18 protein-coding genes are annotated in these 18,453 nt (G+C 68.5%); 15 read left to right on the top strand and 3 right to left on the bottom strand.

Features of this window, described 5'->3' with window-relative positions:
• The first annotated feature begins 203 nt into the window (after positions 1-203).
• Genes ACTWP6_RS13590 through ACTWP6_RS13525 form a run of 14 tightly spaced genes read left to right on the top strand, consistent with a single transcriptional unit; the run spans position 204 to position 14,481 of the window.
• Positions 204-1,001 carry an MlaE family ABC transporter permease gene (locus ACTWP6_RS13590; RefSeq protein ID WP_260756267.1) on the top strand — a complete coding sequence of 266 codons (798 nt, stop codon included), beginning with the start codon at positions 204-206 and terminating at the stop codon, positions 999-1,001.
• Position 1,002: 1 nt separating this feature from the next.
• The gene (locus ACTWP6_RS13585; RefSeq protein WP_260756268.1) at positions 1,003-1,875 is read left to right on the top strand and encodes an MlaE family ABC transporter permease; all 873 of its coding nucleotides are present in this window, start codon (positions 1,003-1,005) and stop codon (positions 1,873-1,875) included.
• Between the two features lie 4 nt (positions 1,876-1,879).
• Positions 1,880-3,097 carry an MCE family protein gene (locus tag ACTWP6_RS13580; RefSeq protein ID WP_260756269.1) on the top strand — a complete coding sequence of 406 codons (1,218 nt, stop codon included), beginning with the start codon at positions 1,880-1,882 and terminating at the stop codon, positions 3,095-3,097.
• Positions 3,094-4,125 carry a virulence factor Mce family protein gene (locus ACTWP6_RS13575; RefSeq protein ID WP_260756270.1) on the top strand — a complete coding sequence of 344 codons (1,032 nt, stop codon included), beginning with the start codon at positions 3,094-3,096 and terminating at the stop codon, positions 4,123-4,125. The genes ACTWP6_RS13580 and ACTWP6_RS13575 overlap by 4 nt, the downstream gene beginning before the upstream one ends.
• Positions 4,122-5,693, top strand: coding sequence for a virulence factor Mce family protein (locus ACTWP6_RS13570; protein ID WP_260756271.1), 1,572 nt, complete (start codon positions 4,122-4,124; stop codon positions 5,691-5,693). Before ACTWP6_RS13575 ends, ACTWP6_RS13570 begins: the two co-directional genes overlap by 4 nt.
• Positions 5,694-5,707: 14 nt before the next feature.
• The gene (locus tag ACTWP6_RS13565) at positions 5,708-7,336 is read left to right on the top strand and encodes a virulence factor Mce family protein (protein ID WP_260756272.1); all 1,629 of its coding nucleotides are present in this window, start codon (positions 5,708-5,710) and stop codon (positions 7,334-7,336) included.
• Between the two features lie 5 nt (positions 7,337-7,341).
• Positions 7,342-8,487 carry a virulence factor Mce family protein gene (locus ACTWP6_RS13560; protein WP_260756274.1) on the top strand — a complete coding sequence of 382 codons (1,146 nt, stop codon included), beginning with the start codon at positions 7,342-7,344 and terminating at the stop codon, positions 8,485-8,487.
• A 3-nt stretch (positions 8,488-8,490) separates the two neighbouring features.
• Entirely contained in the window at positions 8,491-10,053 is a 1,563-nt protein-coding gene (locus tag ACTWP6_RS13555; RefSeq protein ID WP_260756275.1) for an MCE family protein, read from the top strand.
• Positions 10,023-10,625: a hypothetical protein gene (locus ACTWP6_RS13550; RefSeq protein ID WP_260756276.1), complete on the top strand. Its 603-nt coding sequence runs from the start codon at positions 10,023-10,025 to the stop codon at positions 10,623-10,625. The genes ACTWP6_RS13555 and ACTWP6_RS13550 overlap by 31 nt, the downstream gene beginning before the upstream one ends.
• The gene (locus tag ACTWP6_RS13545) at positions 10,622-11,605 is read left to right on the top strand and encodes an RDD family protein (protein WP_443187967.1); all 984 of its coding nucleotides are present in this window, start codon (positions 10,622-10,624) and stop codon (positions 11,603-11,605) included. The genes ACTWP6_RS13550 and ACTWP6_RS13545 overlap by 4 nt, the downstream gene beginning before the upstream one ends.
• Complete coding sequence (locus ACTWP6_RS13540) at positions 11,602-12,192, top strand: mammalian cell entry protein (protein ID WP_443187966.1); 591 nt, start codon at positions 11,602-11,604, stop codon at positions 12,190-12,192. Before ACTWP6_RS13545 ends, ACTWP6_RS13540 begins: the two co-directional genes overlap by 4 nt.
• Entirely contained in the window at positions 12,159-13,037 is an 879-nt protein-coding gene (locus ACTWP6_RS13535; RefSeq protein WP_443187965.1) for a mammalian cell entry protein, read from the top strand. Before ACTWP6_RS13540 ends, ACTWP6_RS13535 begins: the two co-directional genes overlap by 34 nt.
• Positions 13,038-13,045: 8 nt before the next feature.
• Positions 13,046-13,726 carry a YoaK family protein gene (locus ACTWP6_RS13530; protein WP_260756279.1) on the top strand — a complete coding sequence of 227 codons (681 nt, stop codon included), beginning with the start codon at positions 13,046-13,048 and terminating at the stop codon, positions 13,724-13,726.
• A complete protein-coding gene (locus tag ACTWP6_RS13525; RefSeq protein ID WP_443187964.1) occupies positions 13,723-14,481 on the top strand; it encodes a fructosamine kinase family protein in 759 nt (252 codons plus the stop codon). Before ACTWP6_RS13530 ends, ACTWP6_RS13525 begins: the two co-directional genes overlap by 4 nt.
• On the opposite strand, the gene ACTWP6_RS13520 is transcribed toward ACTWP6_RS13525, so the two are convergent.
• Positions 14,474-15,580 (bottom strand): phosphodiester glycosidase family protein, encoded by a 1,107-nt coding sequence (locus ACTWP6_RS13520; RefSeq protein WP_443187963.1) that lies wholly within the window; start codon positions 15,578-15,580, stop codon positions 14,474-14,476. The two genes, ACTWP6_RS13525 and ACTWP6_RS13520, sit on opposite strands and share 8 nt — an antisense overlap.
• Positions 15,581-15,762: 182 nt before the next feature.
• Here ACTWP6_RS13520 and ACTWP6_RS13515 point away from each other — a divergent pair, with 182 nt between their 5' ends.
• Positions 15,763-16,209, top strand: coding sequence for an SRPBCC family protein (locus tag ACTWP6_RS13515; RefSeq protein ID WP_260756282.1), 447 nt, complete (start codon positions 15,763-15,765; stop codon positions 16,207-16,209).
• A gap of 12 nt (positions 16,210-16,221) precedes the next feature.
• On the opposite strand, the gene ACTWP6_RS13510 is transcribed toward ACTWP6_RS13515, so the two are convergent.
• Together ACTWP6_RS13510 and ACTWP6_RS13505 are read right to left on the bottom strand one after the other, a co-directional pair.
• Complete coding sequence (locus tag ACTWP6_RS13510; protein WP_260756283.1) at positions 16,222-17,547, bottom strand: PQQ-dependent sugar dehydrogenase; 1,326 nt, start codon at positions 17,545-17,547, stop codon at positions 16,222-16,224.
• The gene (locus ACTWP6_RS13505; RefSeq protein ID WP_260756284.1) at positions 17,525-18,292 is read right to left on the bottom strand and encodes a pirin family protein; all 768 of its coding nucleotides are present in this window, start codon (positions 18,290-18,292) and stop codon (positions 17,525-17,527) included. Before ACTWP6_RS13505 ends, ACTWP6_RS13510 begins: the two co-directional genes overlap by 23 nt.
• Positions 18,293-18,453 lie beyond the last annotated feature (161 nt).

Genomic DNA, 18,453 nt, shown 5'->3' with positions numbered 1-18,453 from the left:
AACCATTTGCTTACGGATGGGGGGTCAATCCCCCGGATGCGGTACGCGGTGCCCACGCCATCGTGTACAGTCCTGAGACCTGTCTTACTACCGACCGGTAGGGAGACTGCGCTCACAAGATCGGGGACGGGGCTGGAAGGGAGCGTTCGACAGATGCTGCCGGTGCGCTACGCCAGCTGTCAGTGCGTCGCGGGAGCCGCTCGGTGACGACCAGTTCGAACCTGACCGGTTACGTACGCGATCAGGTCAGACCGGGGTTGGAGGCCGTCGGCGGCTTCGTGCGCATGTGCGTGCTCGTCGGAAAGGCCTCGCTGCGGCCGCCGTTCCAGTGGCGGGAGTTCATCCTGCAGAGCTGGTTCCTGATGCGGGTGGCGTTCCTGCCCACGCTGGCGGTGTCGATCCCGCTGACCGTGCTGCTGATCTTCACACTGAACATCCTGCTCGCCGAGTTCGGCGCGGCCGACGTGTCCGGCGCCGGCGCGGCCATCGGCGCGGTCACGCAGCTGGGACCGCTGGTGACCGTGCTCGTGGTGGCCGGTGCCGGCTCGACCGCGATCTGCGCCGACCTGGGCGCCCGCACGATCCGCGAGGAGATCGACGCGCTCGAGGTGCTCGGCATCGACCCGATCCACCGGCTCGTGGTGCCCCGCGTGATCGCGTCGACGTTCGTCGCGATCCTGCTCAACGGCGCGGTGATCACCGTCGGCCTGGTCGGCGGCTTCATCTTCGGCGTCTACCTGCAGAACGTCTCCGCCGGCGCCTACGTCTCGACGCTGACCCTGATCACCGGCCTGCCCGAGGTGCTCATCTCGATCATCAAAGCCGCCACGTTCGGCCTGATCGCCGGCCTGGTGGGCTGCTACCGCGGGCTGACCGTCGCCGGCGGCGCCAAGGGCGTGGGCACCGCGGTCAACGAGACCCTGGTGCTGTGCGTGATCGCGCTCTTCGCGGTCAACGTCGTGCTGACCACCATCGGTGTCCGATTCGGAACGGGGAGCTGACGTGACGAACACCGCCGCAGTCCTGCGCTCCCGCTTCCCCCGCGGGGTCGCCACAGCCGAGAAACTGGCCGGCGCCCCGGCCCGCGGCCTCGATTCGATGGGCCACGTCGCGGTGTTCGTCATCACCGCGATCGGCTCCATCGGGCATGCGCTGCGCTACTACCGCCGCGAGATGTTGCGGCTGATCGCCGAGATCGGCATGGGCACCGGCGCGATGGCGGTGATCGGTGGCACCGTCGCGATCGTCGGCTTCGTGACGTTGTCGGGCTCGTCGCTGGTCGCGATCCAGGGCTTCGCGTCGCTGGGCAACATCGGGGTGGAGGCGTTCACCGGATTCTTCGCCGCGCTGATCAACGTGCGCATCGCCGCGCCGGTGGTGGCCGGGCAGGCGCTGGCCGCGACGGTCGGCGCCGGCGCCACCGCGGAACTCGGCGCCATGCGCATCAGCGAGGAGATCGACGCGCTCGAGGTGATGGGCATCAAGTCGATCTCGTACCTGGTGTCGACGCGCATCATGGCCGGCTTCGTCGTCATCATCCCGCTCTACGCGATGGCGATCATCATGTCGTTCCTGTCGGCCCAGGTGACCACGACGGTGTTCTACGGACAGTCCGTCGGTACCTACGAGCACTACTTCCGCACGTTCCTGCGCCCCGACGACGTGTTCTGGTCGTTCATCCAGGCCGTCATCATCTCGGTGATCGTGATGCTCAACCACTGTTACTACGGCTTCTACGCCAGCGGCGGCCCGGTCGGCGTCGGCGAGGCCGTGGGGCGGTCGATGCGCGCGTCGCTGGTCGCGATCGTGGTCGTGGTGCTGCTGGCCTCGTTGGCGCTCTACGGCGTCGACCCGAACTTCAACCTGACGGTGTAGCGCGATGACTGCACCCGTGAACACCCGACGTCAGCCGCCGTACAAGCTCGCCGGCGCGATACTGGCACTGCTCGCCGTCATCGCGGTGGTGCTGGTGTACCTGCAGTTCCGCGGCGAGTTCCTGCCCCGCACGCAGCTGACGATGATCTCCGCCCGCTCCGGCCTGTCGATGGACCCGGGCGCGAAGGTCACCTACAACGGCGTCCAGATCGGCCGGGTCGGCAACGTCGACGCCACGACCGTCGACGGGGAGCCCCGCGCCAAGATCCTCCTTGAGGTCGACCCGAAGTACCTCGACCTGATCCCGCGCAACGTCGAGGCGAACATCAGCGCCACCACGGTGTTCGGCAACAAGTACGTGTCGTTCACGACGCCACCCAACCCGCAGTCGGAACGGATCTCGGCCTCCGACGTCATCGACGTCACGTCGGTGACGACCGAGTTCAACACCCTGTTCGAGACCGTCGTCGAGGTGGCCGGCCAGGTCGATCCGATCAAGCTGAACCAGACGCTGACCGCGACCGCGCAGGCTCTCGACGGGCTCGGCGACCGGTTCGGCCAGTCGATCGTCGACGGCAACGAGATCCTCGCCGACATCAATCCGCAGATGCCGCAGATCCGCCGCGACAACCAGCTGCTCGCCGACCTCGGCGAGGTCTACGCCGATGCCGCACCGGACCTGTTCGACGGCCTGCAGAACGCGGTGACCACCGCCCGCACCCTCAACGCACAGCGCGGTGACGTCGATCAGGCCCTGATGGCCGCCGTCGGATTCGGCAACACCGGCGGCGACGTCTTCGAGCGCAGTGCGCCGTTCCTGGTGCGCGGCGCCGCGGATCTGGTGCCCACCTCGGCACTGCTGGACAAGTACAGCCCGTCGTTCTTCTGCATGTTCCGCAACTACCACGACGTCGAGCCGAAGATCAGCGCCGCGCTGGGCGGCAACGGCTACTCGCTGAAGACCCACTCCGAGGTGCTGGGCCTGGGCGCGGGCAACGCGTACGTCTATCCGGACAACCTGCCGCGCGTCAACGCCAAGGGCGGCCCGGGCGGACGGCCGGGCTGCTGGCAGCCCATCACGCGGGACCTGTGGCCGGCGCCGTTCCTGGTGCTCGACACCGGCGCGTCGATCGCCCCCTACAACCACATGGAACTCGGCCAACCGCTGCTCACCGAGTACGTCTGGGGACGCCAAGTCGGGGAGCACACGATCAACCCATGAAAATCACCGGTACAGCGATCAAACTCGGCGCCTTCTCGCTGGTGCTGCTCATGTTCACCGCGATCATCATCGTGGTCTTCGGTCAGATGCGCTTCGACCGCACCACCGGCTACTCGGCGGTCTTCTCCAGCGCCAGCGGTCTGCGGCCCGGGCAGTTCGTCCGAGCCTCGGGCGTCGAAGTCGGCAAGGTCAAGGGTGTCGAGCTGATCGAGAACGGCTCCAAGGTCAAGGTCGACTTCAGCGTGGACCGGTCGCTGGAACTGTTCGACGAGACCAGGGCCTCGATCCGGTACCTGAACCTGATCGGCGACCGCTATCTGGAGCTTTCGCGCGGTGAGAGCAACACCAGAATGGCTGCGGGCGGGACGATCCCGATCGAGCGGACCCAGCCGGCGCTCGACCTGGACGCGCTGATCGGCGGCTTCCGCCCGGTGTTCCAGTCCCTGGAGCCGGAGAAGGTCAACACCATCGCGCAGTCGATCATCACGGTCTTCCAAGGGCAGGGCGGCACCATCAACGACATCCTCGACCAGACGGCGTCGCTGACCGCGGCGCTGGCCGACCGGGACCAGGCCATCGGCGAGGTGATCAACAACCTCAACACGGTGCTGGACACCACGGTGCGCCACCAGCAGGAGTTCGACGACACGGTGAAGAACTTCGAGGTGCTCATCACCGGACTGAAGAATCGTGCGGATCCGATCGCCGGCTCGGTGGCCGACATCAGCGACGCCGCCGGCACGATCAGCGACCTGCTCGCCGACAACCGGCCCCTGCTGCAGAGCACGGTCAGCAAGCTGGAGATCCTGAACCAGCCCCTGGTCGAACGGCGCGACGAACTCAACAACCTGCTGGTGCAGGTCCCCGACGCGCTGGCCATCATCGGCCGGTCGGGCGGTGTGTACGGTGACTTCTTCAACTTCTACGCCTGCGATGTCTCCTTGAAGCTCAACGGATTACAGCCGGGCGGGCCGGTCCGCACCGTGAAGGTCTGGAGCCAGCCCTCGGGTAGGTGCACGCCGAAATGAGAGTCCTGGAGGGTTCCAACCGCATCCGCGGCGGGTTGATGGGCATCATCATCCTGGTCATCGTCATCGGCGTCGGTCAGAGTTTCGCGAGCGTACCGATGCTGTTCGCCACGCCGACCTACTACGCCGAGTTCACCGACACCGGCGGCATCAACACCGGAGACAAGGTCAGGATCGCCGGTGTGGACGTCGGCACGGTGCGCTCACTGGAGATCGACGGCGACCGGGTGCGAATCGGCTACAACCTGGGCGGGACCGAGATCGGCACCGAGAGCCGGGCGGCGATCCGCACCGACACGATCCTGGGCCGGCGCAACCTCGAGATCGAGCCGCGTGGTTCAGACCCGTTGCGCGCCAACGATGTACTGCCGGTCGGGCAGACCACCACGCCGTACCAGATCTACGACGCGTTCTTCGACGTCAGCAACAACACCGCCGGCTGGGACACCGAGACGGTCCGCGATTCGCTGAACGTGCTATCCGAGACCATCGACCAGACCTATCCGCACCTGAGCGCGGCGCTCGACGGGGTGGCCCGGTTCTCCGACACGATCGGAAAGCGCGACGACCAGATCAAGCAGCTGCTGGCCAACGCCAACAAGGTGGCCGGGGTTCTCGGCAACCGCAGCGAACAAATCAACCAGCTGTTCGTCAACGGGCAGACACTGCTCGCCGCGATCAACGAGCGCAACTACGCGGTGAGCCGGCTGCTCGAAAACGTCGACACGTTCTCGGCCCAGGTGAAGGGCTTCATCGACGACAACCCGAACCTCAACCGTGTGCTCGAGCAGCTGCGGGTGATCACCGACGTGCTGGCCGAGCGCAAGCTCGACCTCGCCGACACGCTGTCGTCGCTGTCGAAGTTCATGGTGTCGCTGGGTGAGGCGCTCGCCTCGGGCCCGTACTTCAAGGTCATGCTGGTCAACCTGGCGCCGTACTGGATCCTGCAGCCGTTCGTGGACGCCGCGTTCAAGAAGCGCGGGATCGACCCGCAGGAGTTCTGGCGCAACGCCGGCCTGCCCGCATTCCGGTTCCCCGACCCCAACGGTGTCGGTTTCGAGAACGGCGCACCGCCGCCCGCCCCGACGCCGATCGAGGGAACCCCGGAGAACCCGGGGCCCGCGGTGCCGCCGGGATCCCCGTGCTCGTACACCCCGCCCGCCGACGGCCTGCCGACACCCGGCAACCCGCTGCCGTGCGCGGGTCTGACCCAGGGTCCGTACGGTCCGGTGCCCGGCGGGTACCCGCCGCCCAACGTCGCCACGTCGGAACCGAACATCCATGGGCCGCAACCGTCTCCGGGTGTTCCGGCCGCGGCGATCCCCGGCCAGCTGTCCCCTGACGTCCCGGGGGTGCGGCCTCCGCTGCCGCCCGCGCCGCCGGGGGCACGCACCGTGCCGCTGGAACCGCAGCCGTCACCGCCGGACTTCACCCCCGGCATCGCGCCGTTGCCGCCGGCCCTGACCGGACCGCCGCCACCACCCGGGCCCGGCCCGGCTCCCGCCCCCGCGGGCCAGCCAGTGCTGCCAGGTAATCCGCCGTTCCTCCCACCGGGATCGCAAGGGTAGGGGGTCGAGAAACGATGTCGACAGTCTTCAACGTCCGAAACCTCAAGGGACCCGGAGCGGCCCGCACGTTCATCATCGGCGCGATCGTGATCGTGCTCGTGATCATCGCGGCGCTCCTGGGCTGGAACCTGTACAAGAAGGCGACCACCAAGACCGCGGTCGCCTACTTCACCCAGACGCTGGCGATCTATCCCGGTGACAAGGTCCAGATCATGGGCGTGCAGGTCGGGACGATCGACAAGATCGAGCCCGCCGGCGACAAGATGAAGGTCACCTTCCACTATGAGAACAAGTACAAGGTGCCCCAGGATGCGACCGCGTCGATCCTGAACCCGAGCCTGGTGGCGTCGCGCACGATCCAGCTGTCCCCGCCCTACACCGGCGGCCCGGTGCTCGAAGACGGCGCCGTGCTCGACCTCGACCGCACCCAGGTGCCGGTCGAGTACGACGATCTGCGCGACTCGATCAGCAGGTTGCTGACTGATCTGGGCCCGACCCCCCAACAGCCGAAGGGCCCGTTCGGCGACATCATCGAGTCGGCGGCCGACGGCTTCGCCGGCAAGGGTGAACAGCTGAACAAGACCCTGAACAACCTGTCGGAGGCGCTGTTCGCGCTCAACGAGGGCCGCGGGGACTTCTTCAGCGTGATCAAGAGCCTGGCGATGTTCGTCAACGCGCTGCATCGCAGCGATCAGCAGTTCGTCGCGCTGAACAACGACCTCGCGCAGTTCACCAGCGCGTTCACCGACACCGACCGCGAGGTGGCCAACGCGCTGCAGGATCTGAACGAATTGCTCACCACCACAAGGAATTTCGTCAACGAGAACGGTGAGGTGCTGGCGCACGACGTGCAGAACCTGGCCGATGTGACCAACGCGATCCTGCAGCCCGAGCCGCGTGACGGCTTGGAGACCGCGCTGCACGCGTACCCGAACGTGGCCGCGAACCTGATGAACATCTCATCGCCGAACGCCGGCGGCATCGTGACCTTGCCGGTGATCTCGAACTTCGCCAACCCGATGCAGTTCCTGTGCAGCGCGATCCAGGCGGGCAGCAGGCTGGGCTACCAGGATTCGGCGGAGCTGTGCGCGCAGTACCTCGGGCCGATCCTCGACTCGATCAAGTTCAACTACCTGCCGTTCGGCGCGAATCAGCTGCAGACGGCGATGACGCTGCCCAAGCAGATCGCCTACTCCGAGGAGCGACTGCGCCCGCCGCCGGGATACAAGGACACCACCGTGCCGGGCATCTTCTCGCGCGACACCTTGTTCTCGCACGGCAACCACGAGCCCGGCTGGATCGTCGCTCCCGGCATGCAGGGCGTCGAGGTGCAGCCGTTCACCAAGAACATGCTGACCCCGGAGTCGCTCGCCGAGCTGATGGGCGGCCCGGACATCGTGCCGCCGCCGGCTCCGCCGGCGTTCGGCACCACCCGCGGCGGCAACCTGCCCGGCCCGCCGAACGCGTTCGACCAAAACAACCCGCTGCCGCCGCCGTGGTACCCGCAGCCCGGCCCGCCGCCGGCGCCCGCACCCGGTGTCGTCCCGGGCAATCCGGCTCCGGTGAGCGCCCCGGCCGCGCCGGCGGCGCCCGCGCCCGCAGCGCCGTCCGGTCCGCTGTTGCCGGCCGAGGCAGGAGGCTGATCGCGATGAAGAAGTGGACCACACTGGTGCGCCGCTCCGTCGCGCTGTCGGCGGCCGCGCTCGTGCTCACGTCGTGCGGGTCGTGGAAGGGCATCTCGAATGTGCCGTTGCCGGGCGGACCCGGCACCGGTTCGGAGCGCACCACCATCTACGTCCAGATGCCGGACACGCTCGCGCTGAACGTGAACAGCCGGGTGCGGGTGGCCGACGTCTACGTCGGCCGGGTGCGTTCCATCGAGCTGCGGAACTGGGTCGCCACCCTGACCTTGGATCTGGAGCCGAACATCGCGCTGCCGAAGAACACGCTGGCCAAGATCGGACAGACCAGCCTGCTCGGTTCCCAGCACGTTCAGCTGGACCTGCCGCCGGACCCGTCGCCGCGCAAGCTCGAGACCGGCGACACGATCCCGCTGCAGAACGCGTCGGCGTTCCCGACCACCGAGCGGGTGCTGGCCAGCATCGCGTCGATCCTGACCGGCGGTGGGGTGGCGAACCTGGAGACGATCCAGACCGAGGTCTACAACGTACTTAACGGCCGAGCCGATGAGATCAGGACCTTCCTCGGCCAGCTCGACACGTTCACCGCCGAGCTGAACCAGCAGCGCGCGGACATCACGCGGGCCATCGACTCGACGAACCGGCTGCTGTCGATCGTCGCCCAGCGCAACGAGACCCTCGACGCGGTGCTGACCGAGTTCCCGCCGCTGATCCAGCATTTCGCGGAGACCCGGGATCTGTTCGCCGACGCCGTCGAATCGCTCGGCCGCATCAGCAACGCCGCCGTAGACACGCTCGAGCCGGCCAACGACGACATCAGGACCAATCTGGCCAACCTGCAGCGGCCGCTGCGCGAGCTGGGCAAGTCCGGGCCGTACCTGCTCGGCGCGCTGAAGGTGTTCCTCACCGCGCCCTACAGCATCGAGAACGTGCCCAAGGCGATCCGCGGCGACTACATCAACGTGTCGCTGATGGTCGATCTGACGTTGTCGGCGATCGACAACGGGTTCTTCTCCGGCACCGGCGTCTCGGGCATGCTGCGCGCGCTGGAGCAGGCGTGGGGTCGTGACCCGAACACGATGATCCCGGATGTGCGCTTCACACCGAACCCGAACTCGGCGCCGAACGGGCCTCTCATCGAGAGGAGTGAGTGAGCGATGCTGACCCGCTTCGTCAAGATCCAGCTGATCATCTTCACGATCCTCACCGTGGTCGCGCTGGGCGTGCTCGGGATCTACTACCTGCGCCTGCCCAGCCTCGCCGGGCTCGGCGAGTACAAGCTGTACGCGCAGCTGGAGCGCTCCGGCGGCCTGTACCCGACCGGCAACGTCACCTACCGCGGCACCCAGATCGGCAAGGTCACCGAGGTCGAGCCGACCGAGACCGGCGCGCGGGTGACGATGAGCATCGGCAACGAGTACAAGATTCCCGCCGATGTAAGCGCCAACGTGCACTCGGTGTCGGCGATCGGTGAGCAGTACCTGGACCTGGTCTCCGAGAGTGGCACCGACCAGTACCTCAGCCCAGGCCAGACCATCACCGAGAGCTCGGTCCCGGCCGAGGTGGGTCCGGCGCTGGACGCCGCCAACAAGGGCTTGGCGGTGCTGCCGAAGGAGAAGATCGACGCGCTGCTCACCGAGACGGCGACCGCGGTCGGCGGGCTGGGTCCCGCGCTGCAGCGGCTCGTCGACTCGACGACGAACGTCGCCGAGGGGTTCCGCGACAACCTGCCCCAGGTCAACGACATCATCAACAACGCCGCCCCGATCCTGGAGAGCCAGGTGACCTCCGGAGACGCGATCGAGCAGTGGTCGCGCAACCTCAACGTCATCGCCGCCCAGGCCGCCGAGCAGGATCCCGCGCTGCGCAGCGGCCTGCAGCAGGCCGCGCCCACCCTGGATCAGGTGACCACGGTGTTCAGCGACGTGCGGGATTCGCTGCCCCAGACGCTGGCGAATCTGGCCGTGGTCAACGACATGCTCAAGCGGTACAACAAGGGCATCGAGCAGACGCTGGTGATCTACCCGCAGGGCGGGTCCCTGCTGCAGATGGGATCGATCTTCGAGGACGGCGGTCTGCTCCACTTCGGTCTGTCGATCAACCAGCCGCCGCCGTGTCTGACCGGCTTCCTGCCGGCCTCGGAATGGCGCTCGCCGGCCGACACCAGCACGGCGCCGCTGCCGTCCGGCACCTACTGCAAGATCCCGAAGGACTTCCAGGGCAACGTGGTGCGCGGCGCCCGCAACTACCCGTGCGCCGACGTGCCGGGCAAGCGGGCGGCGACGCCGAAGGAGTGCCGCAGCGACGAGCCCTACGTGCCGCTGGGCACCAACCCCTGGTACGGCGACCCGAACCAGATCCTGCCGTGCCCGGCCCCCGGTGCGCGGTGCGACCAGCGGGTGGCCCCGGGGCAGGTGATCCCGGCGCCGTCGGTGAACAACGGGATGAACCCGCTGCCTGCCGATCAACTGCCCCCACCGCAGTCGGCCGCGCCGAGCAGCGATCCGGTCAGCCGGCCGGGCTCGGGTACGGTCAGGTGCAGCGGTCAACAACCCAACCCGTGCACCTACACTCCTGCGCAGGGGCCGCCCGGCACCACCGCTGGGTACAGCCCGAGCAGTGGCGAGGTGGTGGGGCCTGACGGTGTCAGGTACAACGTGAGCAATTCGAGCAACCCAGGAGACGACGGATGGAAGGAGATGCTGGCACCAGCCGGCTGATCCCCGACCCCGGAACCGGCACCGTTGTCGACGCGTCACCCCAGGAGCAGTCCTCGGCCGAGCTCCGCAGGCCGTCGCGGCTGGGCAACGGTTGGGCTGCGACGATCTGCGTGGTGCTGCTGCTGCTCGCCGGCGGCGGCATCGCCGCAGGTGTGCTGGCGCTGCGTGCCAATGAACGCGCTGCCGAGATCGCACGCTCCGACGAGGCCGCGCTGCAGGCCGCCAAGGAGTGTGTCGCGGCCACCCAGGCGCCGGACACCGCCGCGATGACGGCCGCGCAGTCCAGGATCCTGGAGTGCTCCACCGGTGAGTTCGGGGTGCAGGCCGGGTTGTTCGGCAGCGTGATCGCCGAGGCGTATCAGGCGGCCAACGCGACGGTCGCGGTCGACGACCTGCGGGCCGCCGTCGAGCGGCGCAACGACGACGGCACGGTCAACGTGCTGGTCGCGGTGCGCGTCAGGATCTCCAACTCCGAAGCCGCCGACCAGCGGGTCGGGTACCGGCTGCGCGCGACGATGGCGTTCGACGAGGGGCGCTACCGGATCTCCAGGCTGGACCAGGTCAACTCGTGACGGCGGTGCTGAACACGACCCCGACCGTCCCCGCGCAGGAACCGACCGCGCAGGTGCCGCTGGCCTCGTGGCCGGCCCGGGCGGGTGCGCTGGCGGTCGACACGCTGCCCGCGCTCGGCGTGATGGCCACGGGCGCGCTGCTGGCGTTGACCGCGCCGTCCGACGGCTGGGCCCGGTGGGTGTTCACCGCCGTCGCCGCGCTGGCGTTCGTGTTGGTGGTGGTCAACCGGGTGGTGTGGCCGGCGCTCAGAGGATGGACGCTGGGGCGGGCGCTGTTCGGTATCGCGGTGCGCGGCCCCGACGGCGGCGCCGTAGGGGTTTCGCGGCTGGCCGCGCGCGAGGTCGCGCATCTGCTGGACACCGCCGCGCTGTGCATCGGTTGGTTGTGGCCGCTGTGGGACCGGCGGCGGCGCACCTTCGCCGATCTGCTGGCGCGAACCCAGGTTCTTCGCGTCGAGCGGCCGCACCGCGACATGCGCCGGCTGGTGGCCACGGTCCTGGTCGCGTCGGCCGCGGTGTCGGTCGCGGTGGCAGGTCTGGGTAATGCGGTGCTGTACCGCCAGGAACGGGCGCTGGACACCGCCCGGGAGCAGGTCGCCGCGCAGGGACCGCGCATTGTCGAGCAGATGCTGAGCTACGGCGCGGACACCATGATCGATGACTTCGCCAGGGCGCAGGCGCTGACCACCGACGGGTACCGGCCGCAGCTGATCGCCCAGCAGCAGGCGGTGCAGGGCGGCGGCGCGACCAGCAACGAGTACTGGGCCGTCAGCAGTGCGGTGCTGACCGATCCCCCTGTCACCGCGGGCCGGGTGTCGATGCTGTTGGCGATGCAGGGCCAGCGCGGCAACAATCCCGAGGACATGAAGTTCATCACCGCGACGGTCCGGGTCGACTTCGAGAAGTCGAGCGACGGACAGTGGAAGGTGGCGAACCTGACCGTGCTGAAGAAGCCGCTGATGAATGTGCCGGGCCAGTGAGCCCGGTACGCAGGATCGCCGCCGACGCCGACGATCACGACGGCGGAGCCGCCGAGCGCACCGTCGCCGACGACTATTTCCGCGTCGAACCCAAAGCGCCTGTCCGGTGGGGGCTTCCGCTGGTGTCGGTACTTGCCGCGCTGGTCGTGGTCGCGGCCATCGCCGCCGCCACGTTCATGCTCGTCCGCCAGCTCGACGACCGCCGGGAGGCGGTCAACGAGGCCTCGGCGCTGGGTTACACCAGCGAGTTCATGGTGATGTACACCAGCCTGGACCCGTTCAACGCCAACGACTACGCCGATCGCGTCGCCGCCCAGGCCACCGGCGAGTTCGCCAAGAACTTCGCAGACCGGCTCAACGAGATCCTGGTACAGGTGGCCCGGTCGGAGCCGAGCACCGGTGAGGTGCTGGCCGCGGGAGTGCAGCGCTGGAACGACGACGGAAGCGCCGACGTGCTGATCGCGACCAAGGTCACCTCGAAGAGCCCGGACGGGAAGTCGACGGTCGAAAGCGGAAGCCGTTGGGTCGCAACGACGATCAAGGAGGGACAGCAGTGGAAGATCAGCAACCTGGTTCAGGTGATCTGACCACCGGGGACCTCGCGCAGCCGTCACGGCGACGCTTCTTCGGCCGCAACCCGAAGGCCCGGCCGCCCGCCGGACAGGAATCGCCTGCCACCGAGGCGGCTGCTGTGGAATCGCCTGCCGCAGAGGCACCGAGGACCCCCGTCGGCAAGGCGCGCAGAACAGTGAAACCGCAACCGGCGCAAGCCGAATCAGCGCCCGAGCCCGACACCGACGCCACTGACGCGCCGTCCGAGATCGAGCCGGCGCCCGACGCCGAGACCCAGCCCGAACCCTCGCCGGACACTCAGCCCGGCGACGTGGTGCTGGTACCGCACCGGCCGGCCGGCCGCCGCGCGCTGATCGCGGCGGCAGCCGCCTCGGTCGTATTCGTCGGCGCCACCGGCTTCGCCGCGGCCACGGTGCAGCCGTACCTGTCCGAGCAGGCGCTGTATGAGACCAAGCTGACCATCGCGCGCACGGCGACCGATGCGATCACCACGCTGTGGACCTACAGCCCTGACGACATGGCCACCCTCGCCGACCGGGCCTCGGTGTTCCTGTCCGGTGATTTCGCCGCGGAGTACCGCCGCTACATCGACGCGATCGTCGAACCGAACAAACAGGCCCAGGTCACCAACACCACCGAGGTGATGGGCGCGGCCGTGGAATCGGTTTCCCCGCAGTCGATTCCGACCGAGGCCACCGCACTGGTCTACACGAACTCGGTGGCCACCAGCCCGGTGACCAAGAACATCCCGTCGCTGCGCTACCTCTCCTACCGGCTGACCATGCAGCGCGACGGCGGCGACTGGCGCATCACCCGGATGTCGACCATCACGTCGTTCGATCTGACGCCGCAGCTGTAACGTCCGCCGTGGCCCTGAAATCGCCGGTCTCGCGACGTCAGACGGTCACCGCTCTGCTGCTGCTCACCTTCACCACCGGTCTGATCGACGCGGTCAGCGTGCTCGTGCTCGGGCACGTGTTCGTCGCGAACATGACCGGCAACGTGATCTTCCTGGGGTTTTGGTTTGTTCCGCATTCCGGCGTCGACCTGACCGCGGCGATCGTCGCGTTCGTCGGGTTCGTGCTGGGCACCATCATCGGGGGACGGCTGTCGCGGCATCTGGACGCCGACGTGCGGATGTGGCTGACCACCGCGCTCGGCCTCGAGGTGGTGCTGCTCGCGCTGCTGGCGATCCTGGCCGGCGCCGGGGTGCTGGACTACCGGGACGACACCAAACTCATCCTGATCGCCGGGCTCGCAGTGACCTTCGGATGCCAGAACGCGACCGCGCGCCAGTTCGGCATCCAGGAACTGTCGACGACGGTGCTGACGTCGACCATCGTCGGACTCGGCTTCGACAGCCGGCTGGCCGGCGGCACCGGCGAGGGGGAGAAGCTGCGCTACGGCGTGGTCGCGACGATGTGCGCCGGGGCGGTGGTCGGCGCAACGCTGACCCGGTTCACCGTCGCCCCGATCATCGGGCTGGCCGCTGCGATCGTCGCCGTCAGCGCCGCGATCTTCTGGTTCGGCCGCGGCGGTGAAGCGTGAACCGGCGGTTCGTCAAACGGAATCCAGCTGCGCCGCAGGGCTTTTTCGCGTGCGAGGCCGCGGGGCTGGGGTGGCTCGCCGACGCCGACGGCGGAGTGCCGTGTGCCCGTGTGCTCGCCGTCGCAGAGGATTCCCTGACCCTGGAACGGGTGACCACGACGGCGCCCAGCCGGGCCGCGGCCCGCGAGTTCGGCAGCCGGCTGGCGCGCACCCACGAGGCCGGAGCCGACGCGTTCGGCGCCCCGCCGCCGGAATGGAGCGGACCGGGTTTCTTCGGCCCGCTGCAGCACCCGCTGCCGATGGAGTACGGGCGCGACGGCGCCTGGGGTGTGTTCTACGCCGAGCGCCGGCTGGCGCCGATGGCCGCGCGCGCCGAGCTGGACCCGAACACCGCGGCAGCCGTCGGTGACGTCGTACAGCGTTGCCGCGCAGGTGAATTCGACGACGGAGAGCCGCCAGCGCGGCTGCACGGGGATCTCTGGAGCGGCAACGTGCTGTGGAGCGCCGACGGGGTGGTGCTGATCGATCCGGCCGCGCACGGTGGACATCGCGAGACCGATCTGGCGATGCTGGCGCTGTTCGGATGCTCGTACTTCGACGACGTGCTCGACGCGTACCAGCAGCACCGGCCCCTGCGGGCCGGCTGGCGCGACCGGGTCGGGCTGCATCAGCTCTACCCGCTGCTGGCCCATGTGGTGCTGTTCGGATCCGGCTATCTGGCCCAGACCCGGACCGCTGCGCGCAGCATCAGTTGAACGCCAGCCAGGCCGGCTGAGCCCGCTCGCGCGAATCGCACAGCACCGCCATGGTGTCGCACGAACCACGGGGTGCGCCGGCACCGGCCCACATGCCACCGGTGTCGCGGCGCAGCACGATCGCCGACGATCCGCCTCCGTCGAGCAGCACCGCGGTGTCGCTGCCCAGCCCGCGGAACAGGTCCTGGATCTGGTCGGGGGTGTAGCTTCCGCCCTGGAACACGTACATCTCGTCGCGGTCCTTGACGTAGGCGATCGCGGTGCGGGCCGCGCTCGGCCCCGGGTCGTTGAGCTGACCGGTCTCGCCGGGGGCCAGCAGCCCGATGCCGGCCACGGCGACGAACCGGGTGCCCTGGTCGATCAGCCTGCTCACCACCGGTGTCGCGGCGTCGAAGTCATCGTCGTGGCGGGGCGGGACGACGAACGGCGCGCCCTTGACCGGCAGGATCATCGTCGACAGCGCCATCCAGTGCTCGTTACCGCCGGAGAGGCCCTGCTTGCCCGCGTAGGCCAGCGTGCCGGTCACCGCGGCGTTGGTCCGGCCCAGGCCTCGCGTGTTGTCGACGTAGGCGCCCAGTGGCGAACTGCAGCCGGTGCTCTTCCAGGAGCCGCCCTGCTGACCGCGCACGTCGAAGAAGTTCGCGTTGATGGCGATGGTCGGCTGGCCGAGGGCGTGCCACGCCTCGAGCGGGGTGTAGATTTCCGAGGCCTGCCACAGCCCCTCGCCGGTCCGTGCCCGCGGATCACGTTCGCAGCGGGCCTGATAACCGGTGTGCGAGTCGGCGAGCAGGCGCGGCGCCAGCCGCTGTGAGGCGCCCTTGATGACCATCAGCCGGCCGCCGTTGTTCAGCTCGTACCAGTTCCCCGCCGCGTTGAGCATCGGCGCCGGGAACCCGCCGCCGAAGTTGTACACCAGATACGAACCGCGGGTGTTGGCGATCGCGCCGGCCAGCAGTTCCCGCGCGTCGGCCGCCCTCGCAAGGGGCGCCGTCGTCGCGGCCGCCACCACCACGCACATCACCACCGAGCACATCAGCACCGCGAGCGCATACCGCGCCGCGGCGAGAAGGCGCCGCATGTTTGCGGTGGGCATCGGCACCGGCGACTCCTTTCGGCACAGCGGACACGGCTCACTGAGAGTAATCCCACCAGAAACAGTGTCAACTTTCGTCACGACTGCATCACAGGAAGGTTCCGAGCTGGTCGCCGCGGTCTTTGCTGAGGGCCTCGCCGTGGTTATGTTGGCGGATGACGCACCGGACGACCGGGTACCCGGATGACATGTCTACCGTGACTCGTACCTTCACCGTCAGTCCGCCACCGCAGGTCGTCGTCGACTACCTCAAGGACTTCGAACACGCCGAACAGTGGGATCCCGGTACCCGCCGCTGCGAGCGCATCGACACCGGACCCGTCGTCGAGGGCGCATTCTGGCACAACGTGTCGAAAATCCTGGGGGTCACCGCCGAACTGACCTACAAGCTCGAAGAACTCACGCCCAGCAGGGTGGTATTTGTCGGAGAGAACCAGTCGTCGCGGACCATCGACACGATCACCGTCGACGCGCGAGGTTCGGGGTCGGTGGTCACCTTCGAGGGCGATCTCGAAATGCACGGCTCGGCAAGGATTCTCACGCCGCTGGTGAAACTCGCGCTCGAGAAGCGGGTCGGCGGCACCGAGAAGCGGATGGCCTCGGTGCTCAACCGGCTTGCGACGACGCCGGGATAGCGCGGCCCCGGGTCAGGACGGAGCCAGCCGGTAGATCGCGTCGGCGGCGTCGTCGGTGATGTAGACGGCGCCATCGGGACCGGCGACCGCGGCCACCGGCCGGCCCCAGCGGGTCCCGTCGTCGTCCTGGAATCCGCCGACGAGTGTCTGCTGATCGCCGAGATCGCCGCCCTGCCAGGGGTAGAACGACACCTCGGGAGCACGGGGCGGCTGCCGGTTCCACGAACCGTGCACCCCGATCAGCGCGCCGCGACTGTACGGCGCGGGCAGCTCGCCGTCGACGAAGCTCAGGCCCAGCGGCGCCGAATGTGCGCCCATGCTCTGCTCCACGGGCGGCAGCAACGCGCAATCCATCTGTGCGCCATCGGGATTGGTCTGCACATCCCGGATGAAGGTCAGATCGGCAGGCCCGCCGTCGGGATTGCAGTACGGCCAGCCCAATTCGCGTCCGGGCGTCAAGTTGGCGATCTGCTCGGGCGGATGGTCGCCGACGTACTCCGGAATCACCTGTCCGTAGGACGGTCCCGGCTCGGGGTAGGCGACGTTGTCGCGGCCGTTGTTGGCCGTCCACACCGCGCCGTCGGGCGCCACCGCCAGCCCGGTGCCGTTGCGCACCCCGGTGGCGAACGGCTCGGCGGGACCGCCGCCGGGTGGTACCCGCATGATCGTGGCTCTCGGCGGGTCCGCGGTGCGGTCCTGCGCCGAGATGTTGCCCGTCGAGCCGATCGAGAAGTAGACGGCGCCGTCGGGGCCGACGGCCACGCTCTTGAGCACATGAGAGTACGCGCCCCGCAGGTCCGGGCTTCGATCGTCGGGCAGCCCGGCCGCCACCGTGCGCGGATCGTTGGCCGTGCCGTCGGCGTACCGGTACGCGACCACCTGATCGCTCTCGGCCACATACAGCGTCGACTTGTCGAACGCCAGGCCGTGCGGTTCGTCGAGCCCGTCGAGCAGCACCGACTCCTCGGCTGCCTCACCGTCGCGCGACGCGAACCGCAGCACCCGGCCCGCGCTGGGCACCGAGACCAGCAGCTCGCCGTCCGGGGTCCACGCCGCTAACCGCGGCCGCGAGGTCCGCGCCCACACCGACAGCGTCCAGCCCTGCGGCACCAGCGCCTGGCGGGGCCGGTCGAACGGTGCATCGGCCAGCCGCCGATCGACCTCGACGTTCACCGGGCTCAGCCTCGACTCGGGGGTGCCGCCCGTCGTCGTCACCGCCGACGGTGTCGGCGACCGAGCGGAGGTGGCCGACGGACCCGGCTCGGACGTGCATCCGGTGAGCAGGGCGGTGCCTGCCAGCAGGATGCCGATTCGTTTATGCCGCACCGAGTCCCGCATGCATCTCCCAGACCAGGATCTCCGCGGGCCCGGTCGCGGTAATCCGTTGACCGCCGGATGCGGTGAACCGCACCGCGTCGCCTTCTGTCAGTGGTCCGACCCCTTCCAGCGTGACCGCCCCCCGGGGCACGAACAGGTGCAGGTACGGCGCCTCGGGCAACAGGACGCTCTGACCCGCCTCCAGTCGCGCGCCGTGCAACGCCGCGTACCGGTTACGGATCGTGATGGCGGCGGCATCGCGGTGTGCGGGCATCCCTGACGCGATCGTCACCAAGTTGCCGCGCAACAGCTCGTCGTCGATCTCGAGCTGCTGGTAGCCGGGGTCGATTCCGGATTCGTCCGGTACCACCCACATCTGCACGAAATGCACCGGTTCGCTGTGGGTCTGCGCTCCGGTCAGGGTCCAGGAATCGTTCTTCTCGGAGTGCAGGATTCCGCGTCCCGCCGACATCCGCTGTGCCAGACCGGGATAGATGACCCCGGAGTGTCCGGTGGAGTCCTGGTGCACCAGCGAACCGCGCAGAACCCAGGTCACGATCTCCATGTCGCGGTGCGGATGGGTGTCAAAGCCGGTGCCGGGCTTGACGATGTCGTCGTTGTTGACCAGCAGCAGACCGTGGTGGGTGTTGCCGGGTTCGTAGTGGCTGCCGAAGGAGAACGAGTGTTTGGAGTCCAGCCACTCGATCGTGGTTTTCGCGCGGTCGTCGGCACGCCGGACGTCCACGATGCTCGGGCTGCTGCTCATGTCTGGATCACTCCTCGGAGAGTTCTTGTCAGCCTAGCCCGGATTTTGCGTGGTAATTGGTGTGGGTTCGGTGTGATGCCGAGTTGTGTTGTTGGGTAGTGGTTTTCGTGTGGTGGCGTAGAGGTGCTGTCCCGTGTCGCCGGGTGGGGCGGGCTTTCCTG

This window comes from Mycobacterium sp. 4D054 (assembly GCF_052245755.1).
Classification (GTDB): domain Bacteria; phylum Actinomycetota; class Actinomycetes; order Mycobacteriales; family Mycobacteriaceae; genus Mycobacterium.
The sequence above is the reverse complement of the archived record's forward strand: the minus strand, read 5'-3'. Positions and strand labels throughout refer to the sequence as shown.

Excerpts from the sequence above, each read along its gene's own strand:
- ACTWP6_RS13580 (WP_260756269.1), top strand. The coding sequence starts at position 1,880 with ATGACTGCACCCGTGAACACCCGACGTCAGCCGCCGTACAAGCTCGCC.
- ACTWP6_RS13575 (WP_260756270.1), top strand. The coding sequence starts at position 3,094 with ATGAAAATCACCGGTACAGCGATCAAACTCGGCGCCTTCTCGCTGGTG.
- ACTWP6_RS13570 (WP_260756271.1), top strand. The coding sequence starts at position 4,122 with ATGAGAGTCCTGGAGGGTTCCAACCGCATCCGCGGCGGGTTGATGGGC.
- ACTWP6_RS13565 (WP_260756272.1), top strand. The coding sequence starts at position 5,708 with ATGTCGACAGTCTTCAACGTCCGAAACCTCAAGGGACCCGGAGCGGCC.
- ACTWP6_RS13560 (WP_260756274.1), top strand. The coding sequence starts at position 7,342 with ATGAAGAAGTGGACCACACTGGTGCGCCGCTCCGTCGCGCTGTCGGCG.
- ACTWP6_RS13555 (WP_260756275.1), top strand. The coding sequence starts at position 8,491 with ATGCTGACCCGCTTCGTCAAGATCCAGCTGATCATCTTCACGATCCTC.
- ACTWP6_RS13550 (WP_260756276.1), top strand. The coding sequence starts at position 10,023 with ATGGAAGGAGATGCTGGCACCAGCCGGCTGATCCCCGACCCCGGAACC.
- ACTWP6_RS13515 (WP_260756282.1), top strand. The coding sequence starts at position 15,763 with ATGTCTACCGTGACTCGTACCTTCACCGTCAGTCCGCCACCGCAGGTC.
- ACTWP6_RS13510 (WP_260756283.1), bottom strand. The coding sequence starts at position 17,547 with ATGCGGGACTCGGTGCGGCATAAACGAATCGGCATCCTGCTGGCAGGC.
- ACTWP6_RS13505 (WP_260756284.1), bottom strand. The coding sequence starts at position 18,292 with ATGAGCAGCAGCCCGAGCATCGTGGACGTCCGGCGTGCCGACGACCGC.